This is a genomic window from Massilia aquatica (assembly GCF_011682045.1).
GTDB classification, from domain to species: domain Bacteria; phylum Pseudomonadota; class Gammaproteobacteria; order Burkholderiales; family Burkholderiaceae_D; genus Telluria_A; species Telluria_A aquatica.
In genome coordinates this window covers 194,839-210,349 of sequence record NZ_VVIW01000008.1, presented here as the reverse complement: position 1 = coordinate 210,349, position 15,511 = coordinate 194,839, and the positions used below count along the sequence as shown (strand labels likewise).

The 15,511-nt window shown below is 61.7% G+C and carries 15 protein-coding genes; 5 read left to right on the top strand and 10 right to left on the bottom strand.

The features are described 5' to 3' along the window. Nucleotides 1-44 precede the first annotated feature (44 nt). Both F1609_RS16370 and F1609_RS16365 read left to right on the top strand, forming a co-directional pair. Nucleotides 45-1,343, top strand: coding sequence for a sigma-54 interaction domain-containing protein (locus F1609_RS16370; RefSeq protein WP_167077506.1), 1,299 nt, complete (start codon nt 45-47; stop codon nt 1,341-1,343). 101 nt (nt 1,344-1,444) lie between these two features. Next, nucleotides 1,445-1,897, top strand: a complete 453-nt coding sequence (locus tag F1609_RS16365; RefSeq protein WP_167077466.1) for a hypothetical protein — start codon at nt 1,445-1,447, stop codon at nt 1,895-1,897. 65 nt (nt 1,898-1,962) lie between these two features. Here F1609_RS16365 and F1609_RS16360 read toward each other — a convergent pair whose 3' ends face one another. Next, nucleotides 1,963-3,816 (bottom strand): PAS domain-containing hybrid sensor histidine kinase/response regulator, encoded by a 1,854-nt coding sequence (locus F1609_RS16360; RefSeq protein ID WP_167077465.1) that lies wholly within the window; start codon nt 3,814-3,816, stop codon nt 1,963-1,965. Between the two features lie 202 nt (nt 3,817-4,018). Between F1609_RS16360 and F1609_RS16355 the strand changes: the two genes are divergently transcribed. Continuing rightward, complete coding sequence (locus F1609_RS16355) at nt 4,019-4,921, top strand: LysR family transcriptional regulator (RefSeq protein WP_167077464.1); 903 nt, start codon at nt 4,019-4,021, stop codon at nt 4,919-4,921. Here F1609_RS16355 and F1609_RS16350 read toward each other — a convergent pair. From F1609_RS16350 to F1609_RS16335, 4 genes are all read right to left on the bottom strand, one after another. Further along, nucleotides 4,880-5,425, bottom strand: coding sequence for an SRPBCC domain-containing protein (locus F1609_RS16350; RefSeq protein WP_167077463.1), 546 nt, complete (start codon nt 5,423-5,425; stop codon nt 4,880-4,882). The genes F1609_RS16355 and F1609_RS16350 overlap by 42 nt on opposite strands. A 170-nt stretch (nt 5,426-5,595) precedes the next feature. Continuing rightward, on the bottom strand, nt 5,596-5,937 hold the full coding sequence (locus F1609_RS16345; RefSeq protein WP_167077462.1) for a hypothetical protein: 342 nt from the start codon (nt 5,935-5,937) through the stop codon (nt 5,596-5,598). 9 nt (nt 5,938-5,946) lie between these two features. Beyond that, nucleotides 5,947-6,354: a nucleoside diphosphate kinase regulator gene (gene rnk / locus F1609_RS16340; protein ID WP_167077461.1), complete on the bottom strand. Its 408-nt coding sequence runs from the start codon at nt 6,352-6,354 to the stop codon at nt 5,947-5,949. Between the two features lie 87 nt (nt 6,355-6,441). Next, nucleotides 6,442-6,771 (bottom strand): hypothetical protein, encoded by a 330-nt coding sequence (locus F1609_RS16335; RefSeq protein ID WP_167077460.1) that lies wholly within the window; start codon nt 6,769-6,771, stop codon nt 6,442-6,444. On the opposite strand from F1609_RS16335, the gene F1609_RS16330 reads away from it, so the two are divergent. Both F1609_RS16330 and F1609_RS16325 read left to right on the top strand, forming a co-directional pair. Beyond that, nucleotides 6,770-7,300 carry a DUF6985 domain-containing protein gene (locus tag F1609_RS16330; protein WP_167077459.1) on the top strand — a complete coding sequence of 177 codons (531 nt, stop codon included), beginning with the start codon at nt 6,770-6,772 and terminating at the stop codon, nt 7,298-7,300. The two genes, F1609_RS16335 and F1609_RS16330, sit on opposite strands and share 2 nt — an antisense overlap. A 17-nt stretch (nt 7,301-7,317) precedes the next feature. Further along, nucleotides 7,318-7,629 (top strand): YdhR family protein, encoded by a 312-nt coding sequence (locus F1609_RS16325; protein WP_167077458.1) that lies wholly within the window; start codon nt 7,318-7,320, stop codon nt 7,627-7,629. Between the two features lie 606 nt (nt 7,630-8,235). Here the strand turns inward: F1609_RS16325 and F1609_RS16320 are convergent. From F1609_RS16320 to F1609_RS16300, 5 genes are all read right to left on the bottom strand, one after another. Beyond that, nucleotides 8,236-8,763, bottom strand: coding sequence for a hypothetical protein (locus F1609_RS16320; protein ID WP_167077457.1), 528 nt, complete (start codon nt 8,761-8,763; stop codon nt 8,236-8,238). 97 nt (nt 8,764-8,860) lie between these two features. Further along, nucleotides 8,861-9,589 (bottom strand): hypothetical protein, encoded by a 729-nt coding sequence (locus F1609_RS16315; RefSeq protein ID WP_167077456.1) that lies wholly within the window; start codon nt 9,587-9,589, stop codon nt 8,861-8,863. An 878-nt stretch (nt 9,590-10,467) separates the two neighbouring features. Then, entirely contained in the window at nt 10,468-10,845 is a 378-nt protein-coding gene (locus F1609_RS16310; protein ID WP_167077455.1) for a hypothetical protein, read from the bottom strand. Nucleotides 10,846-11,468: 623 nt separating this feature from the next. Continuing rightward, nucleotides 11,469-12,218, bottom strand: a complete 750-nt coding sequence (locus F1609_RS16305) for a class I SAM-dependent methyltransferase (RefSeq protein WP_167077454.1) — start codon at nt 12,216-12,218, stop codon at nt 11,469-11,471. 161 nt (nt 12,219-12,379) lie between these two features. Next, a complete protein-coding gene (locus F1609_RS16300; protein WP_167077453.1) occupies nt 12,380-15,466 on the bottom strand; it encodes a CHASE domain-containing protein in 3,087 nt (1,028 codons plus the stop codon). Nucleotides 15,467-15,511: the final 45 nt, after the last annotated feature.

Below are 15,511 nucleotides of genomic sequence, written 5' to 3'. Positions count from 1 at the left end.
TGGCAGTGCTGCGCCACCATGCGCCCCTGACCAGGAGCCACCCCATGCCCACCGACCCGACCAACAAAGCGTCAACCGCCGCGCCCTCCGCACAGGTGCAGTCGCTGGTGTCGTTTCTCGAACACGAGGCGCAGCCGATGATCGTGCTCGACCCCGACTACAACATCCTGGCCGCCAACAGCGCCTACCGGCGCCAGTTCGGCGGCACCGGCAAGCCCTTCATCGGCCAGAAGTGCTACCGCGTCTCGCATCACTACGACCTGCCGTGCGACCAGGCGGGCGAGCATTGCCCCATGAAGAAGGCGCAGGAGCTGCGCGGGCCGGACCGCGTGCTGCACATTCACCATACGCCGCGCGGGCCGGAACACGTGGATGTGGAACTGCGTCCGATTTTCGATGAACACGGGGCGATTACAGCCTACGTCGAGCGCTTGTCGACGGTGCGCAGCGCGTCGGCGCAGCCGAGCGGCGATGGACTGGTGGGCCGCTCGCCCGCCTTCAACCAGGCGCTGGCCGCGCTGCAGCGGGTGGCGCCCTCGATGCTGCCGGTGCTGCTGCTGGGAGAATCGGGAACCGGAAAGGAACTGTTCGCGCGCGCCGTGCACGCCAGCAGCGCGCGCGCCGGCGGCCCGCTGGTCGTAGTCGACTGCTCGGGCTTGAGCGAGACCCTGTTCGAGAGCGAATTGTTCGGCCATGAAAAAGGCGCGTTCACCGGGGCGGCGGTGCGCAAGCCGGGGCTGGTCGACACGGCGCAGGACGGCACCATCTTCCTCGATGAAATTGGCGACGTGCCGCTGGCGATGCAGGTCAAGCTGCTGCGCCTGATCGAAACCGGCACCTACCGGCGGGTGGGCGGGGTGGAAACCCTGCACGCGAATTTTCGGCTGGTGGCGGCCACCCACAAACCGCTGGCCGAGATGGTCGCGCGCGGCGAGTTCCGCCAGGACCTGTATTACCGCATCAACGCCTTTCCGATCCGCCTGCCGCCGCTGCGTGAGCGCGCCGGCGATATCGCCCTGCTGGCCAATTCCTTCCTGGCGCGCCCAAGCGCCATGCGCACGGTGAGCATCGACGCGGAGGCGCTGGCGCAGTTGCAGCGGCGAGCGTGGCCGGGCAATATCCGCGAACTGCGCAACGTGCTCGAACGCGCCAGTCTGTTCGCTGACGATGGCGTGATCCGGGTTGCGCACCTGCCGCCGGCGCCGGCGCAGCCCGGCCCGGCCGCGCAGGCCGGCACCTCCCTGCCGGCCCACTTCGACGGCACCCGCAGCGAACTGGCCGCTCACCTGGGCATCAGCGAGCGCACGCTGTACCGGCGCCTCAAGCGACAGGGCCTGGCCTGAGCGGCACCAGGGAACCGGCGGGCGCGATCGTTGATAAAAAGCGCGTGACTCGCAAGCGCAACCCTAGGCTTGCGGTTGTCATTCATTACAGGGAGGTTTTAATGAGAAAAATTCTGTTCTTCACATTATTTTTTGTTTTGCCATCAGCATGTTCTTCTGAAATCAAGCGCAAGGCGAGCATGCGGAAAATTGCATCGATCACGCTACAGGACCTGCTCAAAAACCCGATCGCCTACGATGGGAAAAAAATTTCTGTGTATGGGCATTTGACGCTGGAAGCGGAGAATTACGCGCTCTCTACCGAGGGATGCCCAAAAAAAAATATGGAGCCTAATGGAATGATCTGGGTTGAGCTTGCCAAGCCAAAAAAAGTATACCGATCGGATGCGGACGGGAAAGAATTTTTATCGGCCTTAACGAAATATTATCGTTTTCACAACTCCTGCACTTGGATCACCGGCGTATACGACAGAACCGACACCAGCCATTGGGGCGATTTCATTGGCAGAATAAAACAGATCGTCGCTATCTCTGCCGGTTCAAACCCAAAATAGGGACAACAAGGCCGGAGACTGTAATGTCGTGATGACAATATCAACGCAAATGCCAATGTGGCTACTTAGACGACCTCGGCCAACACGTCCATCAGCCGGCCGGTATCGACCGGCTTGACCATGTGCTGGTCGAACCCGGCCGCCTGGCTGCGCTGGCGGTCGCTCTCCTGGCCGTAGCCGGTAATGGCCACCAGCAGCGCGTTGCGCGTGTGCGGATGGCTGCGCAGGCGCGCCGCCAGCGCGTTGCCGTCCATTTCGGGCAGGCCGATATCGAGCAGGCAGACGTCGAAGCGGGCCGTTTCGATGCGCGCCAGCGCATCCCTGGCCGAATGCTCGACCGTCATGCGGTGCCCCGACGCTTCGAGCAGCATGGCCAGCATGGCGGCGGCGTCGACGTTATCGTCGACCACCAGGATATCGAGCGTGCGCGCCTGTCCGGCCAGCCGCTCGGGAGCGTGCACCGCCAGTGGCGCCTCGCGGCCGTCGCGCAGACGCGGCAGCGATACGCTGAAGGTACTGCCGGCCCCGGTCCCGCCGCTGGCACAGGACACACTGCCGCCATGCATCTCGACCAGGCTTTTGACCAGCGCCAGCCCCAGGCCCAGGCCGCCGGCGGTGCGGTCGGACGTATGCTCGGCCTGGCTGAACAGGTCGAATACGCGGCACGCCAGCTGGTGCTCCATGCCGATGCCGTTGTCGGCCACGCTGAGCGTGACGCGCTCGTCATCGATGGCGATGCGCAGGTCGATCTTGCCGCCGTCCGGGGTGTACTTGGCGGCGTTGTTGAGCAGGTTGCCGACGATTTGCACCAGCCGCTTGGCGTCGCCCAGCACGGTGCCAGCGTCGGGCGGCAGATGGATGCACAGCTTGTGCCCGCGGCCGCGGATCAGCGGCCCGCTTTGCTCGACCGCGTCGGCGACGATGTCGCGCAGGTCGAGCGGCGCCGTGTCGAGCTTGACCACGCCGCCGGTCACGCGCGAGACGTCCAGCAGGTCGTTGACCAGGTGCGTCATGTGGCTGACCTGGCGGCTGATGATTTCGCTGGTCTTGCGCACCCGCGCCTCGTCGAACTTGCCCAGCTTGAGCAGTTCGGCGGCGGCGCCGATCGGGGCCAGCGGATTGCGCAGCTCATGCGCCAGCATGGCCAGGAATTCGTCCTTGCGGCGGTCGGCGTCGCGCAGCTTGTCTTCGGCCAGCTTGCGCGCGGTGATATCGGCGATGGTGCCCACCAAGGTCGTGCTCGGCTGGCCGTCGCTGTCCTGCGGCCGGCCGTACAGTTCGATCCAGCGCAGCGCGCCGTTCTTGTCGCGCATCCGGCCCTCGAACTGGAAGCGCAGGTCGCCCGCCACGCTGGCGGCAACCGCCTGCCCAAAGCGTTCGACATCGTCCGGATGCAAAAAATCGGCGGCAAAGCGCGCCGCGTTGACCGGCTGGGCCGACGGCGCCAAGCCGAGGATGTCGTAGGTGCGCTGGTTATCCCAGGTGACCTGGTCGGAAACCGGGTCCCAGGTCCACAGGCCCAGGTCGGCCGCCTCGGTGGCCAGTTCCAGCCGTTCGGCACTGTGCTGCAGCGCTTCGCCGGCCTGGCGCGCGCCGGTGACATCGCGCGAGATGGCGAGGATGCGCTCCGTCCGGCCATCGGCGCCAAGGATCGGAGCGACGATCACTTCCCACCATTTCGGCGTACCTTTAGCGGTCGGGCAAAACGCCTCGAAGCGCCCGCTGCCGCCGCTACGCGCGGCCGCGAGCGCCGTCAATACCGTGGCCACCATCTCCGCCGGCCACAGGCTGGCCCAGGGCAGGCCGACCAGCGGTGAGAAATCGTCGATCTCCATCGCGCACCGGCCGTTTCTGTTCATCGACAGAAGATTGCCGCCGTTGTCGAGCACCTTCACGCAATCGGGACTGCTTTCGTACATGGCCGGGCCAATGTCCGGGGCTGTGGGTGCAGGCGGGACGACACTGCTGGTAGGTGGGAAATCGGACATGGTGGTGAATCGGTTCTTTTCGACGAGCATACCCAAAGTGGCTATGCCTCGATTCTACTGACTTGATACCAAAATTCGGTACGGTAGCAAACATAACCGTCAGTAAACGCGGCGCTATGGCAAAATCGGCGCCATGCCCAATCTCCGCCAGCTGGACCTGAATCTGCTCAAGGCCCTCGATGCCCTGCTCGACGAGCGCAACGTGACGCGCGCGGCGGCGCGCCTGAACCTGACGCAGCCGGCTATGAGCGGCATGCTCACGCGCCTGCGCGAGAGTTTCGACGATCCGCTGCTGGTGCGCGTGCAGCGCGGCGTGGCCCCCACGCCGCGCGCGCTGGCGCTGGCGCAACCGGTCAAGCAGGTGCTGGCCGATATCGGCGCATTGCTGCAGGCGCCGGCATTCGATCCGGCCAGCGCGCAGATGACGCTCTCGCTTGCCGCCACCGATTACGCGCTGCGGGCGATCGCGGTGCCATTTCTGCTGGCGCTGCGCCCTCTCGCGCCGTCGATCCGGGTGGCGCTGCTGCCGCTGGTGAACCAGCAGTTACAGGGCCAGCTCGAACAGGGAACGGTCGACCTGGCCCTGAGCACGCCGGAATCGACCGCGCCCGACCTGCACGCGCGTACCCTGTTCGACGAGCGCTACGTGTGCGTGATGCGCAGCAGCCACCCGGCGGCGCAGCCGGCCCTGTCGCTCGACCAGTTCTGCGCGCTCGACCACGCGCTGGTGTCGTACGAGGGCGGCAGCTTCGAAGGCGTGACCGACGAGGCGCTGGCGCGGCTGGGCAGGCAGCGGCGGGTCATGCTGTCGGTAAAATCGTTCCTGCTGCTGCCCGATATCCTGCGCGCCAGCGACCTGGTGGCGGTGGCGCCGCGCCGGCTGGTCGAGGATCTCGACGGTCTGGTGCTGCTTGCACCGCCGCTCGACATTCCGGGATTTACCAAGGTGCTGGCCTGGCATGAGCGCACCCACCGCGATCCCGGCCACCGCTGGTTACGCGAGCTGCTGCTCCGCACTTGCGGAGCGGCTGCCTAGCGCGCGCAGTGCGGTGGCGGCCAGGCCATCGATCCAGGCCTGGTGGGCGTTGAGCATGGGGTTCGGCCGGGCCAGCGCCATCTCCCTGGCCGGCGCGCCGTTCTGGGTTTCTTGGGTCAGGATGCGCACGCGGCCACCGGGCAGGTCTTCGAACAGCCAGGCGTGGTGCGCGTCGAGGCGCGTGGCGGCGTCGCCCTCCACCCAGCCATGCCAGGCAACGCGGGCCGGCATGCCCGGCGCCGGCGGCTGGTATTCGGTCACTTCGGCGTGCACGGCGAAGCCGAAGGTGGTAAAGCGAAAGCGCGCACCCTGGCTCAAGCGCGGGCCGCTGCCGTCGTCGAAGCGGATGTCGGAGACGTTGCCGTAGTAAGCGGGCCAGGCCAGCGTGTTGTCGAGGTGGGGCCAGACCTCGGCCGCGCTCAGGCCGGCCACGATGATGTCGTTGGAAACGTAATTGTCGGTGGTGCCGGGCAGATAATTGGATGGCCAGAAAATGTCGCTCATTGGGTGAAACCTTTCGATGAAGTGGATTGCAAGGGCAACGCGTGACCGTACGATCTTGCGTTTGCCTCTTGTTCGGACCACTTCATGATGAGTTCACCGCCAATATAAGTCTAATCCTCGTTTTTTATCACGATCATCAGCATTGGCTATACTGGAACACCGCGACAGGACTATCCGATGATCACATTACCGTCGTCGCCGTAGGGCGACGCCAGTTCGATCGCATCGAGGATATTGCCCAGGCGTTCTTCCCAATGTGCTCTACTGTGTTCCTCGAGCAGATCCCACATGATGAGCACCTCGCGTTTCAATTCGGCCAGCTCGGCGCCATACAGGTCGAGCATGGGCTCATCGAGCAGGCGCGGAAAGAGCACCAGCCCGGCGCCGATAGCAACCTCGCTACCGTAGAAAGAATGGCGCGTAGTCTCCACGCCGGCCACGTGGTAAGCCAGAGGCAGTGTGTTCCAATCGCCGTTCCGATCGCGATAACGCGCGGTAACGCTCAGTGTCATGTTGATTCCTTATCGATGCAGCTCGCCGGCCCGCTCGGGCTGGTACAGCACGTCGAGCACGGTCAGCTGGAAACTGGCGCCGTCCGGCCGTTGCCAGTCGATGCTGTCGCCCACCGCCAGCCCGATCAGGGCGTTGCCGACCGGCGAGAGGATGGAAATGTGCTCGCCGTCGGCCTGCATGTCTTTCGGATAGGCCAGGGTCAGGTTGAATTCTTCGGCCGGCGCGTCGAGGGAAAAGTGCACGCGCGAATTCATGGTCACGACATTCGGCGGCATCTCGCCCGGCTCGACCAGTTCGGCGCGCGCCAGTTCGTCGAGCAGCACGTTTCTGACGTCGGCCTGCGCAGCCGGCAGCGCATCGAGCAGGGTTTCAAGGCGTTGCATGTCGACGGACGACACAATGATGTTCGGTCTCATGATGGTACTCCAAAGGTTGTTATAAACGGATGGTGCGGATGGAGGGTGGCTCGGGAGGACGGGAAACGGCTTGTTCCAGGATTGTCCTCACCGAGCGCATGAGAGCCGGGCGAGATGGCGCGCGAGCGAACGCATGCCGTCGCCACAAGGGGACGGCAAGGCAAACACTGGACGGAAGCGCAATGGGTTCATGGACGGTACGTTGACGCAATAGCCCGAGTATAGCGCTACTTGGGCAAGCGCGGCGACATCGGCGATGAATCTGTGCGCGACGAGGCCGCGCACTATGTCAAGGCCGATCGCCTGGTTGGCCCCTGTAACCAGGGCGTCGGGTTTATCATGCATGCTGTTCCTGCTGAAAGCGCGGGCAAGCGTGCGCTTTTTCGATCTGATCGACTCAAGGTAAAGGTAAAACATGAATATTCCAGGACTGGGCGAAATGACGCTCGACGAAGGCACCGACTGGCTGTGCAGCGAGCCGATAGCGGTAAGGATGCTCGATGACGCAATATGCGAGATCGTCCTCGAAGGCTATGAAGACGATCCGCATCAGGAAGATTTTCACACCGCCATCACCGCTTTTCTGTCGGGCGGCCCGGAAGTGCTCAAGGCGGCGCAAGCGCACATCTTCCAGTACTACCGCGACGTGAGCAGCCGCCAGAGCGCAGCGGACGAGGGCTTCGTTGCCATCGACACACCCGCCGACGTCTGGCGCCACATCCAGTTCGGCGCCGAGCCGATGGTGGAACGGGGCGATCCCGACGAGCGCGATGTTTACATCTCGATCACCTGCAACTGTGACTGGGAACGCGAACACGGACTGCAGATCGTCCTGCGCAATGGCGACACGGTCTGCAAGATCGGCCCTTTCGATGGACACGTGACCAATGCCGACGCTTTCGACGATGACAGCCTGAAGCAGGTTATCTATCGCAGTCTGGCCTGAAAGAAGGGAAGCGACAAATGATCATCGCCATTACCGCGTTTTCGCTACCGAAGCCCATCACCCACGCGGAAGCGCGCGCTATCTTCCTGAGCACCGCGCCGACTTACCAGGATGTGCCGGGGCTGCTGCAAAAGCACTATGCTCTCTCGGAAGACGGGGGCACGGCCGGCGGCGTCTACGTTTGGGCATCGCGCGCGCAGGCCGAAGCCATGTACACGGACAGCTGGCGCGCATTCGTGCGCGCCAAGTACGGCGCCGAGCCATCGGTCGCCTATTTCGACAGCCCGGTCATGGTCGACAATGTAGCGCAGAAGGTGTTTACTTACTAGTTGGCCAGATGCTGCCATTTGCCCACGCCGCCGAACTGATTCGTGACGTGTATGGTCTCGCTATTTCACCCGGTACGCTGGTGGCCTGGGCAGGCGAAGCGCGCATTCAAGCGGCTCTGCCAACCGGGAAATACGGTCCCAAGGTGGATCGTGGTTGAAGACGAAAGCAGCGGAGAAGTGTCCCATGCGTTCAATTACCTTTAGTTAAGAGCAGAAAATACGCGGCAGACTGGGGAGCGCTAACTTATTCTGGCCGGTGGAAACGCCACGTTCAGCCTGCCAGGCGCTTCACCCCAGCAAACTTTTTTGTCCGACAAGTCCGCCGACACGAATAAATCAGAGCGCCTCTCGTTTTCATGTGAGTAGTCTGAGGTCAATCGGCCCCGCCCGCGTTGGTCGCAGGCCGCAGGCCAATTTGCGCCTCAACGGCTGAATGACCGTTCCTGGCCGAGACCGCCCTGTCGCACCAAAATACCAGCTTGCCAACGAGAAAAATCCCCTCATTGTAACGACAGGCGGCTGTCGCCCCGAAGCGGACGTAGCGATTTGTTCTAACGTTCAAACTTAACCGGCGTCTAAGAAGTTAGCAATGCCTGTCGGGCTTGGCTAACACCCTGCCCCAACACCGGAGATATCCTGAAATGCAAGATTTATTTGCGAGTCATAAAAGAGCTTTCTCATGTACTCAGGATTTGACAACTGAATTTCGGTGACTTGCCGCTCTGTTTCGTGGTTGAAAATCTGAAGGGTTTTCAGCCCTTTCAGTTGAGCCGGAGAAATCTCAACTTCAAATTGCCGCAGAAATTCGCATTTTGTAGTGAACAGATAAAATCGTGATTTAGTGCTAACATGAAGCACACCGTGATGTTGTTCATCGACCGTAAGATAAGGACTAGAAAGAGACCCTGACGTATAAAAGTACGTTCGTACTACAAGGCGCAAGCTATCTGAATGCAACGACGCGTGCAAGAGTTCCTGCAATGGTTCTTTTTTCGCATCGAACGAATCGAGCGAGCCGCTCGAAGAAATCAAGCGTACAGGTGAACCGGACGAATACGCCAATAACTCATCGCCAAACCGACAGCCTCCAATAAGAAGAACAATGGCAGTCAAAGCTATATATCTTTTCTTCACACTAGTTCCTGTAAATTCAATGTCAAAAGTTCATGCTGCACCACTGGTCGATTAGCTTTTCTCGTCAGTCGGTCAACTGTTGCTTACGAAGCCACAGCTACCAGACTTTGGCCCAGTACAGCACCTCATGACGCTTCTCGCTGAAGGCGATACCCGATTCATGCCCATGGTTCCACTCTTCAGGCGGCGTAGTCTGAAGCACATACACATTGTAATCACACTCGGCAATTCCATCTGCGTCGGGTCTCTGCAGACGCGGCATAAGATCAGCAGAATTCCTCGTTTTTGCGCATGCGCGCCAGTGCTCCACCGCCTTTGCCTCATACTGTGCACGGAGCTCTCTTATTCTTATTGAGCTGGTGCCAATGCTAAGTTGAATCGTAGTGCCCCCTTGTAAAAAGCCTGGAAGATAGAAAAACCGAGTCTTAGCCCCTGCGGAAACGGCTATGGGGAAATGCTCAACGAGTCCTACGGGTAGCGATTCAAGTGCATTCTGGTAATCATCAATATTACTGCTTGGCTCCAGGCTCGAATTGAATTTCCAGGCCACGATAAAAAATGCGCCGACAAGAACGACACCAACAAACCCTAAAATCTTTATTGTTCGACGCAATTGGATTCCCTTTACGGAGCTGACGTGTGGCCGATCCCGGCCTTTCGGCACAGGATAGCAGATGGCCAGAGTGGAAACGTCGCCAAGTGTCACGACAGGCAGATCCCGCCTGCAAAGCCTGCCCCCAGCGAATTTCTTTGACCCAGTACCTCGGGGCGTGAAGCGGACGTTCACGCAAAGCGCATACCGCTTCAACCCTTCATCGACTTTCATACTTTCGAAAACCGGATTGTACTTAACGGCACGCCGGCGTGGCTGCTGCCCTGTAGCTGACGTTCGGGTCGAGGCTCATTAATCGTCGTTGCCCAGCAGGTAGCGATGCAGATTCCATGCACCATTAAAACAGTCTAAGCGCTGCTGCGCAGCCTTCTTGGCGATAAGACGGTGAAAGACCGTTTTGCGGATCGGCCGGTGCCGCGCCAGCGCTGACCTTCATGCACGGATCAGATGCTGCAACAACTCAAGCACGCTCCAATGTTCTGGCTAAGACCACGGCTGGCCAAAGGCTCATATGGCCACAACCGCCAACGTCGGGGTGCGGACCACGTAAAATGCCATATACTATCACTAGCTTGCCGTTTAGTCGCGAACATGCCTCCTGGTTAAAGCCCAAACAGCCGGTACCGACGTCGAGCCAAATTGATGAGCCGTATCCGCCTTGTCGTTCAATCTTTGGATGATGGTAAAGAGCGATGTCCTCGAATTCAAAATGCAATATTCCCCGAATATGTACATTCATTCCGTCGAGCGTAGGTAGCACGAGCAATGCCCCGTTGACTGATAGCGGTTCCGTCATCGTGTTTTTTTAAGATCCGTTAGGGGCATTCTTTGGGGCAGGAGCCAAACCTACGTGCCTTTGGGCACATCGGAATTGGAGAGGGTTGTCGGCAAGAGAATTGGCGCGGCGATGACATGCGGCTTCGGTCGCAGCCATCCAAGCATTTCAGAGCCTTGAATTACAGTGTCGATGCTGCCCCATCAGGCTCGGACAAACGAATGCCGTCACCAATTCGCAGAGTCGGGGCTCCATGCTCAACCACCGGGCCGGGGGATCAGAGTGCATCCGCGCCCAGCAGTTTAAAAATGCATCTTCAGGTTCGATTCATGTTCCGGAGGGATTTTCTCAGTGCTTCAGTATCATGCCGTTCCTTTTGAATTTCCTCAATCTTTAACCTGTTGTCAAAATTTCCGACTTTCCAACAGCCTTTTACCGCTTGAAGAATCGAATCGTCCTTGCTGCCATTGGCCGCGGAATCGTTCACGCAGCTAATCAAAAACCTTAGGTCGGATCGCCGAGGCGCAATATTGCCATCTTTGTGCATACTTTTTGCAATTGATTCGATCAAAGAGACCCGCTCTCCTGGTGACGCCTGGCCCCACTCTGCAAGGGAATCTTCCTTGACAATCGCGAACGCCGGTGGTGCGAGAATCAGATTCGAAATGACAAGAAGGGCTTTAAGAGTTTTCATAAAATATCGGGATATTTATATTGTCGCGTGCTAACCGATCGACCTCGTTTACATGGCCGTCCGCTCTTGGCCGGACGCGACCTGTTGGCAGGCAAAACTTGACATGAGATTGCCCGGTGCACTTTTCCCTTGGCAAGCTCCTCGCTACCGCTCCGGACCGACTTTATTGTTCACCGACCGACTTTGTTACTTCGGGTCACGCGCGCGCCGGTGACGCTTTGCCCAGCGAAACGGGACGACCCGGACGACTAGTAAGACAATAACAAAATACAAAGCAATGTCCAGGAACAAAGCGCCTGGGACCAGCTTGTCTTCGAGTCCGAGGTTACGCTCCACCGAGGTCCCAGATGAGTCAAACAAGTATGCTATCGGAAAGCCTCCCTTTAGTTGAGGTTCGTAGCAGAGATCATTATGACGGGGTCCACACAAGTTGCCATAGGGAGCGAGTGCGGGACCTTTGCGCTCCACGGAGACCGATAGCAGTGTCAGCGTGATCGCCGATATGAGTGCGAGGCCAGCCAGACCCAACTTACCGCGAGCTGACATATTTTCCCCATGTTTTAAGCTGAACTTCAACTGTCCGCTTCTGGCCGGAAGCTGCCGTTCAAAAGAGCAGGTCCGGTTCACCGCCGTGCCTCGATGAGGTGACGTGTCGAGTAGGTAACGAAGGGTTCGCCCTGGCGCATCCGGCGGTCCAAGGCAAGCAGTTCATCATGGTACTTGGCCACCGAGAAATCCGGCACCCACCAAACGCACTTGCGAAGTATCCAGACCACCGCGCCCACATCATGAAAAAGCATGCGGCAGCGTGCCGTGCGCAACGCCGTTACCGTCAGCCCTGCGGCTTTTGCCGCGGCCGCCTCGTCCTGCGGATCGCGACGCTGGCGTTCGACCGGCAGCGGTCCCAGGAAATGCTCGATCAAGTCGAAGGACGAAGCAGGCCCTACATGTTGCCCCAAGTAATGGCCGCCCGGCTGGAGAACGCGGTGGATTTCTGCCCAATCCGGGCGCACCGGATGGCGCGACGTGACAAGCGCGAACGACGCATCGGCAAAAGGGAGGGCAGCGCCCGCCGCTGTTTCCACCACCTGCACGCCGCGCGCGCCCAGGCGCGCTCGCGCCTTGTGCGCGTTGGGCCCCCAGGCTTCAGTGGCATACATACGGGGTGGAAAATGCGGTGCCTCGTCCACGACTTCGCCGCCACCCGTATCGAGATCGAGCGCCGATTCGACGCTGGCCAGCCGCTGCGCGAGCAAGCGGGCATAGCCCCAGGGTGGGCGTTCTTCGCTGGCCCGCCCATCGAGCCAGTCGAAACCCCAACCGCTCACATCCGCCGCTTCGGCTTCGGCCACATAGGCATCGAAGGGTTTCATTCAATTTTCCTCAATCTATGATTGAACCTGACGTCTCTCCCGCTCCGCACGGCGCAGTAAGCGGCAGTTCAGATTCATTGTTTTTCTTGACATCGATGTTCGCTTGCGGCCGGACGCCGACCTTGCCCGGCGCGCGATTGTACCGTACAGGCGCACGCGCGTCAGGCGTCCAGCATCCGGCTGGCCAGCGCGTCGCGCACATGCTGCGCCAGTTGCGCGCGCCGGTACGGTTTGCCGAGCAGCCGCACGCCGTCATCGAGCCTGCCGCCGGTGGTGAGCGCGTCGCGCGTGTAGCCGGACGTGTACAGCACCGCCACGCCAGGCAGCTGGCGCTGCGCCAGCATCGCCAGTTCGATGCTCGACACCGGCCCTGGCATCACCACATCGGTAAACAACAGGTCGACCCACGCTCCCTTGCGCAGCATGGCCAGGGCGCTGGCGCCGTCGTGCGCTTCCAGCACGCAGTAGCCAAGTTCGTTCAGGGTCGCCACCGTGGTTGCGCGCACTTCGGCATCGTCTTCCACCACCAGCACCGTTTCACCGCCGCCGACCACGTCCTGCTCGGCCACGCCCAGCTTGCTGATGGCGCGCTGGGCCGAACGCGGCAGGTAGATCGTCACGGTGGTGCCCTGGCCGATTTCGCTCTCAAGCACGATATGGCCGCCGCTCTGCTTCACAAAACCATACGCCATGCTCAATCCCAGGCCGGTCCCCTGCCCCACCGGCTTGGTGGTGAAAAACGGTTCGAAAGCGTGCGCGATCACCTCGGCACTCATGCCCTCGCCGCTGTCGGCAAAGCTGAAGCGGATATAGTCGCCGGGCACCAGGTCGAGCGCGCCGGCATGCCCGCCGTCGACCGTTTCGTTACCCAGGCCGATGGTCAGCACGCCGCCGCCGGGCATGGCGTCGCGCGCATTGATCGCCAGGTTCATGACCACGTTTTCCCACTGGCCCGGGTCGACCAGCGTATTCCACAGCCCCTCGTCGGCGCTGATGTGGATGCGCACCGATTCGCCCAGCGCGCGCTGCAGCAGGTCGTCCATGGCCTGCAAGGTCTGCAAGGGATTGAGCACCAGCGGTTGCAGCGGCTGGCGCCGGGCGAAGGCGAGCAGCTGCGAGGCCAGCTTGGCGCCGCGGTCGACCGCCGACTGGATGCTGTTCAGGCGCTTGTGCAGGCGCGCGTCGTCGCGGTTGGTCAGCTGGAGCAGTTGCACATTGCCGCCGATGACGTGCAGGACGTTGTTGAAGTCGTGCGCCACGCCGCCGGTCAGCTTGCCGACCGCTTCAAGCTTTTGCGAATGCTGCAGCGCGTGCCGCACTTCTTCCAGCGCCAGGCTGCGCTCGACTTCGAGCTGTTCGGCGAGCTTGCGTTCGGAAATGTCGCGCATGAAGGCGCTGACCACGAAACCGGATGCCTGCGGAAAGCCGGCAATGGCCAGTTCGACCGGCACGCGGCGCCCGTCGCGGTGCTGTGCGCTCGCTTCGAACACCTTGCGGATCATGGCGCCGGCGCCGCTGGCGACCAGGCGCGCGATGCCGGCGTTATGAAAGGCGCGCAGTTCTTCCGGAATGATCAGGGTGGCCAGGTCGCAGCCGATGGCGCTGGCCGCCGGCCAGCCGAACATCGCTTCGGCCTTGGCGTTCCAGTCGGTGATGCGCCCGTCCGCACTGACGGCGACGAACGCATCGTGCGAATGGTCGAGGATGACGCTGACCCGGTGCTGTTCGGCCGCCAGGCGCGTGTTGGCCTCCAACAGGGTTTGCTCGTCGGCCTTGGCGCGCGTGATGTCGGTATGGGTGCCGATGGTGCGCAGCGGATGGCCGCCGGCGTCGCGCGTGACCGCCATGCCGCGCGAGCGGATCCAGCGCCAGCTGCCGTTCCTGCAGCGCAGCCGGAACTGGCATTCGTAGCTTTGGCCGGTGCTGTCGACGTAGGCATTCAGGGTGGCCAGCACGCGCTCGCGGTCGTCCTCGTGAATCAGCGCCTGGAAGGCGGCGTCGGTGGGGGCGATCTCGTCAACGCCGTAGCCGAGCATTTCTTTCCAGCGGCGCGAATGGACGATGTCGCCATTGCCGCGGTTCCAGTCCCAGACGCCGTCGCCGGCGCCCTCGAGCGCGTACTTCCAGCGAAATTCGCTTTCGCTGAGCTGGCGCGTCATGTCGGCGGCAAGCGCCATGGCGCGTCCGCGCCCGGAGGCCAGCGTCCACACCAGCAGCGCCAGCAAGGCGCCGGCGGCGACGCCGACGATGGCGATGAACTGCGGCCGGTCCGAGTCCTGGCGCGTCTCGAACTGGGCGGCCGAGCGCATGTGCAGGGTCCATGCACGCCCGGCGACGACCACGCGCACCACGGCGGAAAAGCGCGCCGGGCGCTGCATCTCCGCCGTCGTTTCGCGCGCCGAGCGGTACAGCCGCGCGCTGTCGTCAATGGTGTTGCCATCGTAGATCGACAGCATGATGTCGCCCGAGCGTTCGCCGCCCAGGCCGGCCATCAGGTCGTCCATGCGAAACGGCGCGCCGACCCAGCCGATGATGTTGGCGCGCCGCTCGGCTACGGTGGAAGCCGGGGTATCGCGCCGGTACACGGGCAGGTACATCACCAGCCCGGCCTGTTCGTTGCGGCCGTTTTCCTGGATCAGGCGTACCTTGCCCGAGGCCGCCGACTGGCCGGTATCGCGCGCCCGTTCCATGGCGGCGCGCCGGGTCGGGTCGCTCAGCATGTCGAAGCCGAGCGCGCGCAGGTTGAGGCCGGAGAAAGGTTCGATCTGGGTAATGGCCGACAACATCGGCCGGTCGCCCAGCGGGTGGACCGTGTAGCCCGGGCTCTCGCGGCGGCGCGCGGCGGTATGTTTGTCGAGTTCGCTTGGTGCGACCAGTTCGACCAGCGCGATTCCCTGGATGCCGGGATAGGTCTCCTCCAGCCGGAGCGAGGCGATGTAGTCGCGGAAGTCCTTGCTGTCGACCTGCATCGAGCCGAGCAAAAAGGCCTGGGTGCCGCGCTGGACCTGCCCATAATTTCCCATGCGCTGTTCGATGCGGCGTTCAATCTGGCGCGCCTGGAAAGCAAATTCGGCTTGCTGGCTATCCTTGAGCTCGGCGCGGGCGAACCGCCAGGCGAAAGCGGTTGCGATAATGGCAATCAGAAAAATTGTCAGCGCCAGCAGCGAGGGGGCGTATTGACCGCGAATCGCAGTGACAAGCGCGCCACGCTGGCGCTTTTCTTCAGGCTGGACGACGCTGGTCGGCATAGGTATCTTCGGGAGGACAACTCGCATTATCAACCAAATGTGAGA